Here is a 17,228-nt window from a genome sequence, read left to right on the forward strand (position 1 = left end):
TTAGGTGATAATAGATAGCTCCTATAAATATAATATATCCAGTAAAAAATGTAAAGCTTCCTGGCAGGATGTTCTTTTTATCTGATCAATGAAAGTGCACCTTTCCGAAAGGCGGTTCCACATATTGTTTTGGCACTGATATAATATACATAGGTTCCAACGGGCTGTGGAACACCCTTATAGGTGCCATCCCAGCATGCTGTTGGATTTTTGGTACGGAACACATTTTCTCCCCAGCGGTTAAAGATGGCAAACTCCAATTCGATGACCGGACCCCAGTATTTCAGCCCAAAGCAATCGTTTTTCCCATCATTATTGGGACTGAATGCATTTGGAATGGGGTAATTACTTAATGCAGTATTCAGGTCTACCTCCACTTTTACAGAATCCCGGACTGTACACTTATTGTTATCAGTGATATTCACATAATAGGTCGTGGTTTGTAATGGGGTAGCCCAAATAGCGGGGGATGATAACTGGGTGATGCCTGGAGCAGGCTCCCATTGATAAGCAGAACCGCCGGTGGCAATCAGTTGGGTTTTATTATGACTGCAATCAATGAGATTTGTGCTGGATACGGTAGTAACGGGCAGATTATTTACCATTACAGGTACTTGCATCTCTTTGTTTACATTACAGGTATTATCAGTGATTAATACTTTGTAGGTAGTGCTTACAGCAGGTTGCACTTCTACATCCGCTGCAGTGGCAAAAGGAGTATTGTTATCTGTATACCAGGAGTAAGTATCACCACCTGATGCACTTAACAGCGCTTTTTCACCTTTACAAATGATTGGTGTTGCCGCCTTAATGTCAAAGGAGGGGGATGGTGTGACAGTAACATTAACGACCTCTTCACTGCTGCAACCGTTGCGTCCTGATACTTTTACGGTGTATCTGGTTGTTGTTTGAGGAGCTGCTAAAGGATTGTTGACATCCGGAGCGCTAAGTCCTTCTGATGGTGTCCAGGTGTATGATGCTGCATCAGGTGCTGTAGCTGAGAGCCTGATATCCTGGCTCTGACAAATGGATGCATCCTGACTTTTGGTAATGACAGGCAGCGGGAGTACAGTAATCTCTACTGTAGCCTCACTCAGACATCCTCTTGTATCATATCCAGTAACGGTATACGTAGTAGTAGTGGCGGGCGTGGCTACGGGATTGGCAATTGAAGGATCTGAAAGTCCTGTAGCTGGACTCCAGGTATGTTTGACGCCACCTCCTGTAGTATTTAGTTGGAGGGAGGTGCCTTCACAAACAGGTGTATTGCTATTGGTGGTAATAGTATAGTTACAAGGGATGGTAAAAGGAACGAGGTAATCTTCAACTTCGCCATCTTTTGCAAAGCCTGTAGCCCTTTGAGTGGATAACAGATCGGAAGACAGGCGGAACCGGAAGCCGAAGTAATTTATAATACTGCTTCCGGCAGGTAAGGTAGCCGGTAATCCCGTCCAAGATAATGTTGCCTGCGAAGCATCGGGCGGTACTGTGACAGTTACTGATTCCCCTGTATTAAATGTTTTATCGCCATTGAAATCAAACCAGCCGGTTAAAAAAGCATTGCTGCCGGTAGTATTGGTTACGGCTACATCTACACTGTAAGTGCCGCTTCCATCATACTCAGTAAATGATAATACCCCATCCTCATCTGCTCCGTTAGCATTGTCATCTGTTGTTTCCTGACCATCAGCATCTCCAGGAAGCGCGCCCATCTTTAATGCTTGTGATTGTATGATAGCTGGCATGGGGGGGAGGTAATTACAGCCATTGATATTATCGTAATTTATTTGATGCTGTGCAAATCCGTAATCAGCAGGCAAATCCCCTCTGTCAATCGGAGCAAAAATGCCGAATGTCATGGCCATACCTCCCCTGATATTGTTTTTATCCAGCGTAACATCGATTATCAATGGGGTATTAGCCAAGGCATTAGTCGCCATTATGGGATTCTGGCCTTTACCTTCACCTATTACAGCGCCTCCATGTGTTTCTTCAATAGTGAGTGTCTGGGTACCACAGCCTGTCAGCGGATTGGACGTCTGCCCGGAATTTCTGAAGAATTCAAGGGTGGTCCAATTGCTGCCATTGGTTTTCAGTGTGGTTTTTTCTCCGAGAGAACTACCCTCTGCATCTGCAGCTACAAAGGTATAAGGGCTGGGAACACCTGCCCTTGTAGCCGTAACAGTTAATGTAAAATAAGCGTTCGTACTATTGCCGTTGGTATATAATGCAGGATAAATACTGGGATCCGTAAAATTATACAGAAAATGTAATACAGCCCCGGTCCATGTAGTCATAGGGCTAGGCTCGGGAATGCTCCCGGATACCTTGGAAAAGGTGATGATAACTACTAATCCGTCTGCAGTAGTAAAGGTTCTGGATGCGCCATCTGCTAAAACAAAGCCATTCCAGTCAAACCACCAGATCTGATCACGAAGTACACCAGTGCCATCATTTGCATATTGCCCATAAGTACTTGTGGTAGCTAGCAGTAGTAGGGATAAAACCAATATTAATTTCCTCATTAAGTATAGTGTTGACTTCAAGCAGGGGTAACTTTCAGATATCTGCATATCAACATGAGAGCTAAAATAAAAGATTTTACGGATTCATGCAAAAGAAAGGCAAGTGGAAAGCAAAAGGGATATCATTGATAAGAATAGCAAGCGGAGGGGTTGTTATACTAATTCTTATAAAAAATCTAAAGCCTGCTGCTTATTTGATTGTATTACAACCGCTTAATTTTATAGTTTCTGAAATTATTTTTTTGAAATTTGATTTCGTTTTATACTTTTGCGCCGGAGAGTTGGCAGAGCGGTCGAATGCGGCGGTCTTGAAAACCGTTGACTGTTACAGGTCCGGGGGTTCGAATCCCTCACTCTCCGCAAAGTTTTGGAAGAAAATGAAAGCCTTCGGATGGATATCATCTGAAGGCTTTTTTCATTTATAAAAGATTTGAGATCGGCTTGGCCAGTCATGGCTTGAATGATTTTGACTGTACAGGTCCGGGGAGGCGAATCGATCTTTCTCTGACAAGTTTTGAAACCCGTGCATTGCTCGGTTTTTCTTTGTTTAAGGATGGCGAGTTATGAAAACGCCTCCAGATCGAAGATCTGAAGGCGCAGATAATATAAAAGATGCCATATCCGCAGTAACTAATTCCGTATCAGTTTCCAAAGTGATTCAACAGGAATGATGTTTTTTAGCACCATCTGCACACCGGGATTCATATCACTATGTAGGAACATACGCGTATTGGCCACTGTACCCACTACGTTACCGTATATATCCATTACAGGTCCTCCACTGGAACCAGTTGCGTAATCAGCAGATACAGACAGCATTTCCCGGAAGAATTTATTATCTCCTTCTCCAACTTCTTCCATATACCTGTTATTCACATTTCCCTGTGAAAAAAAGTAGTGAATGCCTTTAGGGTGTCCGATAATATAGATTTTGTCTCCAACCTGAGCCGAATCGGCAAGGGAAAGCGAAGGCAATATATCACCATGAGTATCTAACTGCAGCACGGACAGGTCATTTTTCTTAGATGATGCAAGGACAGCCTTAATGGCATATGTACGGCCATTCGCCATACGTACTACAAACCCTTTTGGTTTATTCCCGTCTTTCATAAAGGCATATAACGCTGAAACATGATAGTTAGTGACAATGATCCCTTTCGGATCGATCACATAACCTGTCGTTTCGTTCATGTGTATAATGGCGCATCTGGGGCACTGGTAAGCGACCCCGATTATCACTGTTGCACTTTTTGCTTTTTCATACAACTCATGCCCTGTTAGCTCCTTTAAAACCGGCTTTGTCAGGTTAAGGCTTACGCCACTCCGCTCTGCAAGCAGTTGTGTTTGTACTTCTGCTGCACTGATGATTTCACCTCTTGCAGATAGGGAATCAAAGGAATGCAGGAAATCGGCAGCTATCTTTGCATCATTTGTGAACCCTTGTCCAACCGCCATACCAGCTATAAACACAAGGTTCATTGCCACTAGAACGGTTAATTTGATTGTATATATTTTTGAAAAAAAACTCATTTCCCTGTTATTTGAAGTATTGGCATCACGTTTATCCCTGCTTATTTACTAAGAGACGCTGATATGTCCTGGTAATGCTTTGCCTGTCTTTCAAAGCTCTTTTGCCCCAGCTGATAATATTCCATAATGGCAGCTTTCTGGGCAGCAGTGGCCTTCGGGATCTTGCTTGACAGAATCCCTTCCATTATTCCTTTAAACACATCGTTGTTTGGCAAATTCATTATGTAGCGCTTATAGTAATCGATCATTCCATCCAGGTCTTTGTTGACCACATATAGTGCGATCCTGCACAAATGCACCTCCTGAATCATTGGATCCATCTTCAGCAATGAAATGGTATATACGATATCCTCCACTTGTTGAGGCGTGTAGTAAACATTGTATTTGGCCCCATTTTCATTGGCGATCAGGTACATGTGTTTGCGTACTTTATCAAAGATGAGCTGGTTGGCTACTTCCTCACCCAATGTCAGATCGATTTTTCTTTTACTCCACATTAACTTCCTGAAAAAAGGGCTGCCAAATTCCGCTGTACTCAATGCGAGGTTCAGGTAATCAACACTGAACCGTTCAAAGTCATATGCAATGTCAAAAACCTCATTCAGCACAGCAGTTGGATCTTTAGCATTGTCAGCCAGCGCCTTGGCATAAGGCAATGCAGTAAGCATGCTCTTATCCTTCTCATAAGCAGCCTTCAGGTTTACCATTGAATTATCAGGTTTCATAGCCACTTTCACTTTTTCAATGAATTCTTCTGCACCGGCCTTGCCTATCACACGGTTGATCTCTTCTCCTTTTGCATCCAGGATAAGGAATGTTGGGAACATTTTGACATCATACTTTTTACCAATATCGATGCCTTCTCCTTTTTCAATGTCAAATTTAACAGAGACGAACTTTGGGTTGAAAAAGTCGCCTGCTACTTTTTTAGGAAATTCCTGTTTGGCCATTTCAATGCATGGGCCGCACCAGCTGGTGTAACAATCCACAAAGATCAACTTTGGATCTGCCGGGTCATTAGCTTTCGTAATGGCCTGTTTAAGCGTCAACTCCTGGAAAACAATACCCTGTGCAATAAGTGTATTATGTGAACATAATACACCTATTGCTATAAATAGAGAAACAATGAATACTTTCATATTAGATTTTTGACTGGATTAACTCTTTTAACTTTGGATCAGAAGGTCTGATAGCGTCATAACTTACTATCTTACCGTTCTTATCAAACAGAATAAACCGTGGTACTTCAGTCACTTCGTAATCCTGGATTAAACTTCCCTGGTTATTGGAGTATAAATGCAGGCCTGACAGCTTCTTAGTCTCCACCATATTCTTCCATTTATCTTTTTCCGTGTCTATTGAAACACTAAGGAAAACAATATCTGCGCCTTCAAAAGATTTTTCGAGTGCCTCCAGTGCAGGCTGTTCAGCAAGACAAGGTTTACACCATGTAGCCCACACATCTACCAGTACCACTTTTCCACGGAAGTCTTTGAGATGATATACCTTACCATTCATATCAGGATATGCAAAATCAACAGACTCTGCGCCAGGTTCCTTTAAGTTGGCTCTTTTTTCAAGGATCTTCATCCTGTTCTTCTGCTGAGTTGTGACCATGTACTGTTTGTTGTTTTTTACAAAAGCAGCCATGTTCTGGTATTCTTGGCGTTCTAACAAGGAGAGTATGTAGTCAGCTCTCATCTTAGGATTCGTGATCTCTGTGGCAATGATATCCTCCAGGAACCCATTCTCGTGATTATAGATATAGTGCTTTACAAATATGGTACCCTGTATGTAACTGTAACCAAAAGGTAGCGTCCAGATCTGCGGATTTGAAAATTTCTCCGTATTTAACATATTTGACATGAAAGCAGGGTATTGCTCACGCTCAGCATATCCCAGCCCCATGTTAAATGGCCCCAGTGCATCCTTTCTAAAACAATAAGGTAGCATGAATTTAACATAGCTGTCAAATTTTGCATTGCCGGTTTTGATAACGTTTACAAATGCTTCCATAGGTTTTACCAGGGAATCCAGAGTACCAGCAAAATAGTCTGCTGACCGTTTAAAACCATCTTTGGTATAGCTGTATTTCCTGAGCGGCGTCACTATTTTGTTCCATTCAGCAAAAACTTTATTTTCTGCATTCACCTTACCTCCATACGTGATCTCACCCAAACCTGCATTGAGCGTCAGCGTATCACCTTTACGCAGGTATACCGGGTAAATCTCATCTGGAAAACCAATATACCTAATCACATTCAGATCACTGTCTGCCACCTGTACCTGGAAGGAGTGGTCATGCCTGGCCAACGGGATCATAGTCAATGGAACCATGCCACCGTTTTCTGCCTTGAAGAGATATATCTGGCCGGTATTTACCGTACTGGTATTCTCTTTTATAAATTTCCCATTGATCGTTGCTTGCTGTGCCCAGCCTATAGCAGAGAGGGCCAGCATCAGCATAGATAATACCGTTTTCTTCATTTTGATGTTTAGTTATAATTTGAAATACGCTGTTGCTTGTTTTGATTGTCTTGTTATTGAACCGGAACATTTATATCAGCCAGTATCTGTCTGATATAGCCATATTTGGTCATAATATTGGGCTGGTTACCATACAGCTGTTTAAACTGTTCTTCTGAATTTCCAAGTGTTGCCTCCAGGTACATGCATACATCCATCCAGGTTGACATCGGGGTATAATAACTGTTTCTTGGATCTGTACCCAGGAATCCAACCGCCTGTGGTGTAGCTGTGATCCCTGGCGGCAGACCGGTCACCTGGCTGGAAAGCTGGAATATGTAAATACTATAGATATCCCGTGAGGTTACATACTTCCTGGAAGTGTTGTAAAATTTCTCCAGGATATTGTTATACTTTTCATCGAGTACTGCATTGGTAAGGAATGCCCGCAGGATGGCTCCCTTGTAAGCTGCACGGGTGGTTGCGTCCATCTGTGATATCTGGGGCACAGCACCTATCACAATTGTATTAAATCCCTTGAATGCATATTTGCCAAATGCATCGCTATTCAGCGTATCCACCAGTAATATACTGGGCACATGCACACCTGCTGGCAGTATAGGCAAGATCTCTTCTCTCAGAAAAGCCAGCGCCGCAGGTACGTCTGCTTCAGTGCAATATGTAAATGACTGTACATTTGGTGTTCCACTCTGCACACCGCCTAAGGAATAATTCATGGACAACACCTCATAGTAGGTATATTCCTTCCCAAACACGTCCTTGCGCTGCTGTGAGCCAATGGTATCGTTCATGTATACCGGTATACCCGTTTCTTTGTAAAACAGGTAATTGGCATGGATGGCAGGATCATTGGGATTATCCTCTACTACGAGCCAGTTCCTGTCGTAATCAGGGAAAACCGTTTCTTCTTCCTTCCTGCAGGATGTTGCCATAGCAAATAAGGCAAAGGCGAACAGGTATATATTGATGTTCATTTGCAATGGTTTTATAGTGCTTGGACCTGACGAGCAGGACGAATCGGATTTGTTAAGGACCCACGATTGAATTCTATGGCATAATTAGGGATTGGTACCTGCCATGCCGGGCCATCTACTGTGATGGATTTCAGCACGTAATTGCCAACCTGGGTATGGGTGTTTGATTGTGCGTCATAGCTATAGACTGGGTGCCTGATAGTGAAAGCGGATGATAAGGGATATTTCGAATTGACTGCATAACGCCTGAGATCAAACCAGCGATGCCCTTCAAAGCACAGTTCACGACGGCGCTCTGCACGGATGAAGTCAACCAGCGCCTTATTTGACGAAGGAAGCTGATCTGCACTGGCATTCCTGAACCTTTTCATTCGCAGGTTCTCCAGTTCTACCCGTGATTCCCCATCTGCACCCATCATGGCCAACGCTTCTGCACGGTTCAGGACTACTTCGGCATATCGGAAGTAGAAGATGCAGGACACCTGGGCCGGATCATTATACATATTCCATGTACGGTATTTGGCAGGTAACCAGGATCTGCTTTTACTCGCCCTTTGAAAAAACGCAACCCTTCTCAGGTCGGCCGTGTCATAAGTGGCTATCAGGTCATTGGTTGCTTTGAAAGCGGAAACCCTGTTATCATTGCCAGCCCAGCTTGAAAGAGAGTCGTTCATGAAAATGCCAGGGATGACATAGGAGCCCATGGTAAAAATGGATTCACTGGCACCACGGTAACTGAAGCTGTTGCCTGTTACATATTGGTTAAGGTCTGTGAGACTGTAGCCCATCGTTTCAAAGTTCTTCAACACCGACACTACTTTGTCATATTGTTCTGTGAACAGGTATACCCGGCTTTGCAATGCTTTCACAGCTGCGATACCTACCCTGATATTGTTGTCAGGGTTATAACCTTCCAGGTAGATAGCAGCCTGATCCAGATCTGCAATGATCTGGTTGTAGACCTTCTCATTATTATCACGGGTGAAATACTTATCGTCAATCTTTTCAGAGACTTTTACGGGTACACCTTCATCTGTGGCAGCGCTGCTTTTCCGATACGGAGATCCATAGATGTTCTGCAACATAAAATAGTAGTATCCCCTAAGGAAATAGGCTTCCCCGCGTATATGTTTCAATTGCGGGTTGGGCGCTGCGCTGTCCGCCAGTCTGGCTGCCTGGAAAAGTATTGCATTTAAAGCCCCGATACGTTTGTATAGTTTTCTCCAGGCAGTTTCCTCCCAGGAGGCGTTCAGGACATCTACAGCAGGTGCCTGGCTCCAGTCATGAAATCCGGATAATTTGTAAAGCGGGGTAGCCTGGCTTGTTTCTACAAAATCCGCTACAAATGCTTCACTATCGTCATCCATCAGGTGAAGCCATGGTGCGAAGACAGCCGACTCTGAAGACACATCTGACATGGTAGACTGGCTATAAATAGAGAGTTGAACATTTGGCATAAAGGCTTCGCCGATCATCAGCCCTTCCAGGTCAGCTGTGGTAGAAGCATATTTTTGATCTGTTGTATATTCCTCCAGAAATTTACTGCATGATGACAGCAACAGTAAGCATGTAAGCAGCGCAATTAAATTTTTCATGGTGCTTATATTTTAAAATGATACGTTAATGCTACCTGTGTAGGCAGGTCTTACTGATAGGTTGATATTTGGAGATTGGCCTGATTGTGCAGGGTCCTGTCCTTTCAGCAACCTGTTGGTGATCGTAAACAGGTTTGTGCCTGTGATGCTGACATAGGCAGATGCAAAGCCTAACCTCCGGATCATTTTCTCATCAAAGTTGTATTTGAATGAAGCCGATTGTAGCTTCAGATAGTTGGCACTTACCAGCCTTATATCCGAGTTGTCATACATGTCATATATGCTACCTCCAAATGAATACGCACTGGCAGGATACATATTCCACCATGGGGTATTCTGGGTGGTGTTGACCTGTAGCCCGGGAATGTTGGTATCATTTTCATCACCCGGGCGCCGCCATCTGCGTACAAATTCTTTGCGCAGGTTCTGTTGCGGATAGGCAATTGTAGATGCATACCCGGAGGCTATTTTTAGCATCCTGATCTTGTTACCCAGGGAATAAGTTACGTTGAAGGACAGACCAAAGTTGCGCCAGCCAAAGTAGTTGGAGATGCCTCCCTGTATAAAAGGTTCTCTTCTGCCAGACTCACTCATGACGGCGAGATATACATCCTCTCTTTTCATCTGGGAATACTTCTTATTATATTCTTCTGACATTTCTGGTTCTGCTCCATAAAAGATTGGAGAACCATCCACGGGGCTCAGCCCTTTAAATTTATAGGAGTAAAAAGTATTGAGCGGTTTTCCGGACAGTTGTACTGAACCATCCAGGAAGTTGTTGTAAGTGATGTTGTCCACCAGTACATTGTTCCTGTTATTGATAGCCCTGTTCAATACTTTGTTCAGTACCTGACCTAACTGAGGGTCTATGCGCCATACGAAACCGCGTTTTGTACTGCCCAGGGAGGTATTATCAATAGCCCGGATTGACAAGGACACTTCTATACCTTTGTTCTCCAGGTTGCCACTGTTAATAACATATTTTTCTACGCCATTGACCTCCGACACTGTTTTGTCCAGGAATGCATCTTTTGTTTTTTTATAGAAATAGGCAAATGAACCATTCAGTTTACCTTTCAGGATCGAAAATTCCACTCCTGCATTAAATGATGAAGTTCTTTCCCATTTCAGATCAGGATTAGGATAATTTACGATGTTGGATGAGGTTTCATTATAGTAGGGATTGGTAGCCAGATTCTGGCGGATCACCATATTCGCGGACTGACCAGGCAACATATTCCCTTGCCAGCCCCAAGAACCTTTCAATGCCATATCATTGATCCAGGAAACATTGTGGAATACATCATTTTTCATATTCCAGCGACCGGACACTGCCCATATAGGCAGGAAGCGATTGTTGGTTCTGGCACCAAAAAGATTGGATTGTTCACCCCTGATGTGTACGTTCAGCATATACCTGTTATCATAGGAGTAACCAGCTGTGCTGAACCAGGCAAAATCGTTTGTAAGCTGGCGGTTAAAATAACCTAAAGCAGCTTTTGTGGTCATCCACTGCTGATAGTAGCCGGTGTAGGTAGTGGGTATAATATCAAAATACCCGCCCATTTCAGTAAAATAGCCTCTCCTGGTAATGTTGAATCCATTGTAAGCATTGGATTTGACTTCAACTCCACCAGTAGCAGTTAAAGAATGCTTGCCTGATGGTCCCATTGTGGTCAGGTAGTTTACCTGTAAACGACCGGTATAATTCCTGTTGCGTGTATCTTCTTTTTGCAGCTCACCGCCTACAGGTGCCAGGTCCCACCTGGTTGTCTGGTCTGCACGCAGTTTAAATATGTAGTAGGAGTCTTTTGTATAGTATAATTCCCTGGAGTTGCTGCTCACCCCCACGGCAAAAGTACCTTCTACATCCAGCCCCCTCATGACCCGCAATCTCAGTAAGGCCCTGATATTGGCTGCAATAAGATCTGTATGATCATTACTATTGTTACGCTCATTCAGGATATTGTAATCATACTTTAGTGCTCCATTGACCTGTGGATAATAGAATAAGCTGCCATCCGTATTATAAGCAGGTAATGTACGGCTGGTGTTGTAAGCATAGTTCATCACTCCAAGATCGGAAGGTGAATAGTTCCTTACCTGGTAGCTTCCATTGAATGCGATCTGCGCCATGAATTTTTTATAGTCAGCAGTTACATTCAGCATAGAAGAATACCGCTTGTTACCTTCTCCTTTGATCACGCCGGTTTCGTTAAGGTAACCGATAGACGAGTAATATTTAATATCATTGGATCCACCAGACAGGTTCAATGTGTGGTTCTGCGTAAAGGCATCCTGGGTGAGCAACCCCATCCAGTCGGTATTCACATTAGCATAATAATCACTCAAACGTTTGAACTCGCTGTAATCGATCTTACCACCGTAGTAATCCTGCAAAGCTCTTTCATAGCCTGACCATTGGGTGATGTTATTATACTGCATCCCACGTTCCACCATTTCTTTGGATACATCCATGCGCTCCCGGGAGTTCATCATATACATGCTTCTGTCTGAATACCTTGGCCGCCGGGTATAGCCGGACGACAGGGTATATGATATCATGGGTTTTCCCGGTTTACCTTTTCTCGTAGTGATCACAATTACGCCATTACCTGCTTTTGCACCATATAGGGCAGTGGCAGAAGCATCCTTCAGCACATCTATCTGCTCTATATCTTCAGGATTCAGACCAGCTATGGCATTACCCAACAGGTTCACAAAATCCAGGTCGTTGATCTGTTGAGGATCCACATTAACAGGGTCGGTCAGTACAATACCATCAAGTACCCACAGTGGCTCCCGGTTACCAAGAACGGTGGATGTACCCCTTATTCTTAGTTTAGGTGCAGCACCCACCTGGCCAGAGTTCTGCATGAACATCATGCCGGGTACCCTTCCTTCCAGTAACCTGTCAATGGTATTGACACCAGGGGTTCTTATATCATCCATTTTGATGGTGGTGACGGCGCTGGTCAGATGGCGCCTGTCTATTTTCAGGTAACCTGTGTTGACAACCACGTTCACTTCGTTCAGATCAGCAGTAGACAATGTGAGGGTTACTACACGGGCCCGCTGGGCACCTATTTCCATGTCTGCATACCCCAGCAGATGTATCTGCAGCATGTCATTGGCATATCTGCCTGGAATAGAGAATTCACCGTTTTTGTTTGTTCTGGTACCAAAATTTTTATTCTTCACTTTGATAGCTACAGCCTCCAGCGGTAGACCAGCTTCGTTAGTGATACGACCGTTAACGTCTGATTGTAAATTAACGTTCTGGTCAGCAACAGCTGCAACCTTTTCTGTAATAATGATCAAACCATCCCTGATTTCAAAGCTGAGCGGCTGTTCTGAAAGGAGCTTCTGCAGAGCACTGGAAAGTGGCTCCTTCACCAGTTTGAGTGTGACCGGCTTTGTCTTTTTCAGAATGCGGTCATTGTAAGAGAAATCATACTTTGTCTGCTTGCTGATCTCTTCTGCCACCTGTACAAAAGGGGCATTTTTTACATCCAAAGTGACTGTCTGCGCCTTTGCAAACAGTTGCAGCACCATCATTGGAATAAGAATAACTAAAAATCTGTACGGAAGTGAAAATGTGGTACCATCATTGTTCTTTGCGAAATGCTCACAGTACAACACATACCTTCCTTTGTTCCTAAGAGAAAGGAAATAGCCCATAAATGAAAGGGTTGGTTTTTGGTTGATTATAGGTATAAAGTTCCCCACGGCTAACGTATACATCACACGTTGCTACAAGCGGAAACCCAATAAATGATTTTAGTAGTTTTACTAATGGATTACTCTAATACTCCTGTCGTTTACGTCAAATTTTATATCCCCTATTTTTTCCAGTGCATGAAGCACAGTTGACAATTTTTTATCTCTCCTGATGGATGCATGAATTTTAATATCTTCAGGAATACCATTATAGTCTATATCCAGGTCATACCAACGTTCCAGCTGGTGTAATACTTCTATCAATGGTGTGGCCCTGAACCTGAAATCTCCATCTTTCCATGCTGTGTATAATGATACATCTACCATTGCTACATTAAAATCTTCCTTATCCAGCAAAGCCTGTTCACCAGGACGCATTTGTAACGGCAGGCCTCCGCTGCTTTCTAATCTCACGCTGCCGGTTACCAATGTGGTCACTGTTTTCCCCTCGTCCTGGTAACAATTAATATTAAATTCAGTGCCCAGTACTTTAATATCCTGTTTTGGTGTATGCACAATGAATGGTTGGGAAGCATGCTGTGATACTTCAAAATAAGCTTCGCCATGCAGTGTTACCTCACGGTCTTTCCCATTAAATGAGGTTGGATATGACAATGAAGAAGCTGCATTCAGCCAAACCCTTGTGCCATCACTTAATGTTACGCGGTATTGTCCTCCTTTTGGAGTATTTAATGTTACCAGCTGGATAACATCTTTTACAGGCAGTATATCTCCATCTTTGTAGCGAATACTTTCTTTGTCTATGACAATTTCTTCTTTCTCACCATTCAACTGATATACCGTTCCATTAGATGTGGTGAGCGTAGCCCGGTTTGTACCTGGTGGGATATCAAGGTTTGCAAATCTCGTTGTAGCAGTACGGTTACCTGCATATTCCCTATAAAAGTAAAATCCGCTTGACAATACAAGCAATAATCCTGCTGCCGCTGCAACTCCTTTCCACCAGGACATCCGTCTAAATTTTTGACCAGATGTCGTCATGCCCAGTCGCTTCTCAATGCCTTGCCAGGCGAGATCTTTAACTATTGTGGCTTTGGTAGCCAAGGGTGGTGATTCGACTAACTCTTCTGAAAAAAAGTTAATGAATAAGGCATCCAGTTCCTGCTGGTTTTCCTGTTGCTGAAAAAAATCATACAGATAGGCCAATTCCTGTTCAGTTATTATGCCTAACAAATATTTTTTAAAAAGTTCTTCTATATGAGTGTTTTCCATCTTAGCAATAGTCCTGTTAATGCCTGATTACAATAAATACACACGAGAAATAAAAAATAGCACCCCTTCAGGCATTATTTTTCAAAAAAAATGGGAATTAATACTGCGAGGATATATATGTGGTTGCGTTTTAATATATTTCTCAATTGTTTATTAGCCTCTTGTATGTGATGGTTGATGGCGGAGGTACTAATATTTAAACGCTTGCTTATTTCCTGGTAGCTAAGGCCATCTATCTTGGCCATGACATATACCTCCCTTTGTCTTGGAGTAAGCTTACTTAAAGCTGCCTGCAGCAATTCTTTGGCTTCGGATTGGTCGTGAGATGTTTCTATGGGATTATGACCTTCATCCGGATTGATCTGCTTACGCATCAGCTGATCATAGACACTTCTTCTATATACATTCTTTGAAAGATTGGCTGCTATTTTATATAATAAAGCACCAAAACTAAGCTCGGGATTGATCGTCAGCCTTATCTCCCAAATTTTTATAAACAGATCCTGCAGAACATCTTCTGCCAATTCTTCTGACCGTAGTAATTGGATTAGCCTGGCAGCCAGTCGAGGTGCATAGTGCTCATACAGTGTCTTAAACGCAGGTTCATCACCATCCCGCAATCTGCGCAACAGTTCCTTCTCATCAGTGATGTGTATGATGTTCACTTTTCTTAAGTAATATTTTCAGTTGAAAAATATAAAAAGCCGAAAAGAAAAGCTAAGTTATAATGAAAATTGCATGGAGAAATTTAATATTTTTTGAAAAAATATATTTATATTATTGGTTTGTAGTGGTCGGTTTATTAAGAGCGATCGCTTAATATACCGGGCCCCGCTGAAATTATCCCGGTTATTAACCGGGAATTTTTGTTTGTATACCTGAAGGAAATTCTAACACCTTATACTGCGGGCTCAGGTGTTTTCTCAACAAAGTGCTATCATCCTATCTTATTTATTAAACAGGTGATTTGAAATACAACAGAAATTAATTGCGGTTGATTGTTTATTTTGCAAGGAGAAGAAATCTGTTTGTAATTGAGTACCTTGGAAGTTTTTGATGATTTTAAAATTGCTGCGCTAATAGCCAAAGGTGATGAAGATGCATTTTCCAGCCTCTTTTATCATTATGGGGCAATCATAAATCCGGTTATTTTAAAAATTGTAAAAAGCGCTGCTGTTACAGAAGATGTCATTGCAGAGGTTTTTTTAAAGCTATGGCTTAACAGGGCCCGTCTTCCGGAAATATCCAACCTTTCCGGCTATATCTATAGAGCAGCCACGAATATTGCATTTAATGAGCTACGTAAGGAGAAGAATGGAGACCATGCCATTAGACAGCTATACCTTTATTCTCCGGATGACACTATCAACCAGGAAGATGCTGTTGCTGTAAAAGATTTAAGGGAATTGATTAATAAAGCAGTGGGTGCCTTACCCAACCAGCGAAGAAAAATCTACCAGCTAAGCCGGGAAGAAGGGCTGTCCCGCGCTGAAATTGCAGCATATCTTAATATATCCGAAAATACAGTTAAAGACCAATTGCGAATTGCCCTGCGTTTCATCCAGGAAACAGTCCAAAAGGATTTTGGTGTTTATATAGCACTGATTCTTTTGAAATACCTGTAATTTTTTTTTCGGTTGAACAGTACCTGCAACAAAGTTGTGTGTCTTATCTTGAATAACACCTGAAATCGTAGTGTTAAAACTGTAACTATTGAAATCTAAACAGGACATAGAAAAGCTGCTACAGCAATATCTGGATGATGAAAGTACGCCGGAAGAGGTAAAGGAGTTACTAGCGCTGAATAACTCCCATCCAGATATGGATTGGTATCCTTATCTGGAAGAGGTGTTTAGAAACAGCGCTCCCGATGCTGAATTTACAAAAGAAAAATGGGAGCCGGTTTTGAGGTCCATCTTGCAAAAAGAGGAAGAAAGGGTTGTTGGTTTCAGGATGCTCAGAAGATGGCGGCTGGTCGCAGCAGCTTGTTTTTTATTGGCATTGGGAACCTTACTTTGGTGGTTTAATATGCGCGGGCCCGATACAGGCCCGATAGCAAACGTTCCTATCACAGATATTCCTGCGCCAACCGGGAACCGTGCGACAATTACCCTGGCAGATGGGCGAAGGGTGGATTTGGATAGCGCGGGTAATGGTCAATTAGCACAGCAGGGAGCCATGAAACTGGTAAAGCTGGCCAGCGGACAGATTGCTTATCAAACTTCCGAAGGGCAGATAGTAAAAGAATTACAGTACAATACACTGAGTAATCCCCGGGGCAGCAAAGTAATAGATATCCGGTTGTCGGATGGAAGCCAGGTGTGGCTGAATGCCGGTTCATCTATTACTTATCCGGTAGCATTTACAGGGAATGAGCGTAAGGTGGAATTGCATGGAGAGGGATACTTTGAGGTGGCCAAAGACAAAGCGGCGAAATTTATTGTTTCGTCTGATGGCGTTAGAACAGAAGTACTGGGTACGCATTTTAATGTGAATGCATATAGCAATGAACAAGTAATTAAAGTAACCTTATTGGAAGGGGCGGTAAGAACGGGAAATAAGGATGGAACGGTTGTTATTGCGCCTGGTCAGCAGGCCGTGGCAGGAAAAGGAAGTATGAAAGTAAATGCTTCTCCCAACCTCGACCAGGTCATGGCTTGGAAAAACGGGGTGTTCAATTTTGATCAGCTGGGCATAGACGAGGTAATGGGCCAGATTGAAAATTGGTACGACGTAAAGGTGGAATACCAATCCGGGAAACCCACTGCCCGTTTATTCGGAGAGATGGGACGGGATCTGAGCCTACAGGAAGTACTGCAGAGCCTAAAAGATGCAGGAATTCGTTGCCGCCTGGAAGGTAAAATAGTAACAATTGATTAAAGCATACATTATTCACTTCCAAAAACCAGCTCATATGATGTCATGAAATAGAAATGAAGGGATTTCAAAAAAAAGCCGGAAGTGCTAGGAACACTGCCGGCGGCTATTTTGAATTGATCTCACAATGAAATACTTGAAGGAATTTACTGTTTTATCAAAACAAAATCAGACTATAAAAGTATGCAAAATTTTGCATTTAGTAAAGCCTGCATTTCTGTGTACGGAAATGACTTGCAACAACCAAAATACGTCGGGATTAGTATCCCGCTGAGGCGAGGAGCCGG

General features: G+C 42.8%; 11 protein-coding genes and 1 tRNA gene. 3 read left to right on the forward strand and 9 right to left on the reverse strand.

Features of this window, described 5'->3' with window-relative positions:
* Positions 1–77: 77 nt before the first annotated feature.
* A complete protein-coding gene (locus ABR189_RS03000; protein ID WP_354658960.1) occupies positions 78–2,525 on the reverse strand; it encodes a CshA/CshB family fibrillar adhesin-related protein in 2,448 nt (815 codons plus the stop codon).
* A gap of 275 nt (positions 2,526–2,800) precedes the next feature.
* On the opposite strand from ABR189_RS03000, the gene ABR189_RS03005 reads away from it, so the two are divergent.
* A tRNA-Ser gene (locus tag ABR189_RS03005) sits at positions 2,801–2,885 on the forward strand.
* 270 nt (positions 2,886–3,155) lie between these two features.
* Here ABR189_RS03005 and ABR189_RS03010 read toward each other — a convergent pair.
* The 8 genes from ABR189_RS03010 to ABR189_RS03045 all read right to left on the reverse strand — a co-directional run bounded on the left by ABR189_RS03010 (position 3,156) and on the right by ABR189_RS03045 (position 14,729).
* Positions 3,156–4,004 (reverse strand): S1 family peptidase, encoded by an 849-nt coding sequence (locus tag ABR189_RS03010; RefSeq protein ID WP_354658961.1) that lies wholly within the window; start codon positions 4,002–4,004, stop codon positions 3,156–3,158.
* Between the two features lie 92 nt (positions 4,005–4,096).
* Positions 4,097–5,194 carry a thioredoxin family protein gene (locus ABR189_RS03015; RefSeq protein ID WP_354658962.1) on the reverse strand — a complete coding sequence of 366 codons (1,098 nt, stop codon included), beginning with the start codon at positions 5,192–5,194 and terminating at the stop codon, positions 4,097–4,099.
* Between the two features lies 1 nt (position 5,195).
* Positions 5,196–6,542, reverse strand: coding sequence for a TlpA family protein disulfide reductase (locus tag ABR189_RS03020; protein ID WP_354658963.1), 1,347 nt, complete (start codon positions 6,540–6,542; stop codon positions 5,196–5,198).
* Positions 6,543–6,595: 53 nt separating this feature from the next.
* On the reverse strand, positions 6,596–7,516 hold the full coding sequence (locus ABR189_RS03025) for a hypothetical protein (protein ID WP_354658964.1): 921 nt from the start codon (positions 7,514–7,516) through the stop codon (positions 6,596–6,598).
* Positions 7,517–7,527: 11 nt separating this feature from the next.
* Positions 7,528–9,111 (reverse strand): RagB/SusD family nutrient uptake outer membrane protein, encoded by a 1,584-nt coding sequence (locus ABR189_RS03030; protein WP_354658965.1) that lies wholly within the window; start codon positions 9,109–9,111, stop codon positions 7,528–7,530.
* 12 nt (positions 9,112–9,123) lie between these two features.
* Positions 9,124–12,669, reverse strand: coding sequence for a SusC/RagA family TonB-linked outer membrane protein (locus ABR189_RS03035; protein ID WP_354658966.1), 3,546 nt, complete (start codon positions 12,667–12,669; stop codon positions 9,124–9,126).
* A gap of 234 nt (positions 12,670–12,903) precedes the next feature.
* Positions 12,904–14,064 (reverse strand): FecR family protein, encoded by a 1,161-nt coding sequence (locus ABR189_RS03040; protein WP_354658967.1) that lies wholly within the window; start codon positions 14,062–14,064, stop codon positions 12,904–12,906.
* 74 nt (positions 14,065–14,138) lie between these two features.
* Positions 14,139–14,729 carry an RNA polymerase sigma factor gene (locus ABR189_RS03045; RefSeq protein WP_354658968.1) on the reverse strand — a complete coding sequence of 197 codons (591 nt, stop codon included), beginning with the start codon at positions 14,727–14,729 and terminating at the stop codon, positions 14,139–14,141.
* A 369-nt stretch (positions 14,730–15,098) separates the two neighbouring features.
* Here ABR189_RS03045 and ABR189_RS03050 point away from each other — a divergent pair, with 369 nt between their 5' ends.
* The gene (locus ABR189_RS03050) at positions 15,099–15,689 is read left to right on the forward strand and encodes an RNA polymerase sigma factor (RefSeq protein ID WP_354658969.1); all 591 of its coding nucleotides are present in this window, start codon (positions 15,099–15,101) and stop codon (positions 15,687–15,689) included.
* Between the two features lie 88 nt (positions 15,690–15,777).
* Positions 15,778–16,944: a FecR domain-containing protein gene (locus ABR189_RS03055; RefSeq protein WP_354658970.1), complete on the forward strand. Its 1,167-nt coding sequence runs from the start codon at positions 15,778–15,780 to the stop codon at positions 16,942–16,944.
* Positions 16,945–17,228 lie beyond the last annotated feature (284 nt).

The sequence above is a fragment of the Chitinophaga sp. H8 genome, assembly GCF_040567655.1.
GTDB lineage: Bacteria > Bacteroidota > Bacteroidia > Chitinophagales > Chitinophagaceae > Chitinophaga > Chitinophaga defluvii.

Excerpts from the sequence above, each read along its gene's own strand:
- ABR189_RS03000 (WP_354658960.1), bottom strand. The coding sequence starts at position 2,525 with ATGAGGAAATTAATATTGGTTTTATCCCTACTACTGCTAGCTACCACA.
- ABR189_RS03010 (WP_354658961.1), bottom strand. The coding sequence starts at position 4,004 with ATGAACCTTGTGTTTATAGCTGGTATGGCGGTTGGACAAGGGTTCACA.
- ABR189_RS03015 (WP_354658962.1), bottom strand. The coding sequence starts at position 5,194 with ATGAAAGTATTCATTGTTTCTCTATTTATAGCAATAGGTGTATTATGT.
- ABR189_RS03020 (WP_354658963.1), bottom strand. The coding sequence starts at position 6,542 with ATGAAGAAAACGGTATTATCTATGCTGATGCTGGCCCTCTCTGCTATA.
- ABR189_RS03025 (WP_354658964.1), bottom strand. The coding sequence starts at position 7,516 with ATGAACATCAATATATACCTGTTCGCCTTTGCCTTATTTGCTATGGCA.
- ABR189_RS03030 (WP_354658965.1), bottom strand. The coding sequence starts at position 9,111 with ATGAAAAATTTAATTGCGCTGCTTACATGCTTACTGTTGCTGTCATCA.
- ABR189_RS03035 (WP_354658966.1), bottom strand. The coding sequence starts at position 12,669 with ATGATGGTGCTGCAACTGTTTGCAAAGGCGCAGACAGTCACTTTGGAT.
- ABR189_RS03040 (WP_354658967.1), bottom strand. The coding sequence starts at position 14,064 with ATGGAAAACACTCATATAGAAGAACTTTTTAAAAAATATTTGTTAGGC.